Source organism: Nostocoides veronense (assembly GCF_039531185.1).
In the GTDB taxonomy this organism is placed as follows: domain Bacteria; phylum Actinomycetota; class Actinomycetes; order Actinomycetales; family Dermatophilaceae; genus Nostocoides_A; species Nostocoides_A veronense.
On the sequence record NZ_BAAAPO010000054.1, the window covers coordinates 1 to 1,644 of the forward strand.

At 65.1% G+C, this 1,644-nt stretch carries 2 protein-coding genes; both read left to right on the forward strand.

Features of this window, described 5'->3' with window-relative positions; translation table 11 throughout:
- The first annotated feature begins 441 nt into the window (after positions 1 to 441).
- Positions 442 to 732, forward strand: a complete 291-nt coding sequence (locus ABD225_RS17015) for a transposase (protein ID WP_344088347.1) — start codon at positions 442 to 444, stop codon at positions 730 to 732.
- A partial coding sequence (locus ABD225_RS17020; protein ID WP_344088350.1) for an IS3 family transposase occupies positions 729 to 1,644 on the forward strand: 916 nt, incomplete at its 3' end. The genes ABD225_RS17015 and ABD225_RS17020, both read left to right, overlap by 4 nt.

Consider the following 1,644-nt stretch of genomic DNA (forward strand, 5'->3'; position numbering starts at 1 on the left):
GCCTTCTCCCACGGCCACCGTAGCGACCACCACCTGCAACCAGGAGGCCCTCTAAGTCATACAAGCCGGTTAACCCGGCAGGGGACCCCACTCGACGGGCGAGATGTGCACTCTCGTCGGGCAGGAGTGCCTTCCGCCTCCGAGCGGAAGACCCTCTTCTTCACCTCCTTCGGCATCGAGCTCACGCTCGGCAGTGTCTTGGTCATCACTGACCCTTCCCGCCAGCCACGCTGTCCGCGGATCGGAAGCGTCATGAGAAGGCCCTTCGCTGGGCCCAGAGGGAGTTCGGCGCCGTGCTGATGGCGCTCATCGAATGTCCCCAGGTCTGATCGTTGATTGTCCTCACCTGGTGGCGGGGTCAGCGTAGTGGTTGGCGGGTGCCGGTGGTGGTCGCTCTGAGGTTCCCCCCGGACCGTGGAGGCATCCACAATGAGGATTGAGATGCCAGAGATCAGGAAGAAGTACGACCGGGAGTTCCGTGAGGGAGCGGTCCGGATCGTCGAAGAGACCAGGAAGCCGATCGCGCAGGTCGCGCGCGATCTCGGCGTGAACGAGGGCACGCTGGGGAACTGGGTGACCAGGTCACGCGCGGCGCGGGACGGGTCCTCGAGCTTGTCCACGGGCGACTACGACGAGTTGAAGCGCCTGCGCGCTGAGGTTGCCGAGCTGCGGATGGAGCGTGATGTCCTCAAGCGATCCGTGGTCCTGTGGGTGAAGGAGGCGACGAAGTGAGCGTGGCACGCTTCATCGCCGACCAGAGGACCAACTACCGGGTGCCGCACACGTTCACCTGCGCCCTGCTCGGGGTGAGCCTGGCGTGGTTCTACAAGTGGGTCAGCCGCGCGAAGGGCCCGGCCGCGGTCTCGGGCCTGCACACGAAGCGGGACCTTCGTCGAGACAGCGTTGACCGGGCGGTACGGGTGATGTTCGGCAAACGTCGCGGCCTGCACGGATCGCCGCGGTTGCACACCGATCTGGTCGAGGATGGATGGGTCGTGAGCGAGAAGACGGTCGCGGACTCGATGCGTCGTCAGGGCTTGATCGCACGAAAGATCAAACGCCGCCACGGATTGACCAAGCAGGACAAGACCGCGCCGAAGTTTCCTGACCTGCTGCGTCGGGACTTCACCGCCGAGCGGGCGAATACCCGCTGGGTCGGTGACATGACCGAAATCCCGACCGCCGGCGGGAAGCTGTACCTGGCCACCGTGATCGACCTGTACTCGCGTCGGCTGCTCGGGGCCGCGACCGGTCTGCACCCGGACGCTGACTTGGCGTGCTCGGCGATCAAGATGGCCGTCGCGGCCCGCGGTGGCGTCGATGCCGTTAACGGCCCGAACTGGCGCGAGGATGAGTCACAGCGGGTCATCTTCCACACCGATAGGGGCTCGACCTACACGGCGAAGAGTTTCACCGGTCTGTGCCGGACCCTAGGAGTCCGACAGTCCATGGGGCGCGTGGGGTCGTGTTTCGACAATGCAGCCGCGGAGGCGTTCTTCTCCTCCCTGGAATGGGAAGTCCTCTCCCGCAACGAGTTCGACAACACCACGGCCGCGCAAGCTGTCGTCCTGGACTGGTGCTACGGGTTCTACAACCACGAGCGCCGACACAGCTCAGCAGGCATGATGAGCCCCATCGACTACG

Bases quoted from the DNA above. Each gene is read 5' to 3' on its own strand.
- ABD225_RS17015 (WP_344088347.1), top strand. From the start codon at position 442: ATGCCAGAGATCAGGAAGAAGTACGACCGGGAGTTCCGTGAGGGAGCG.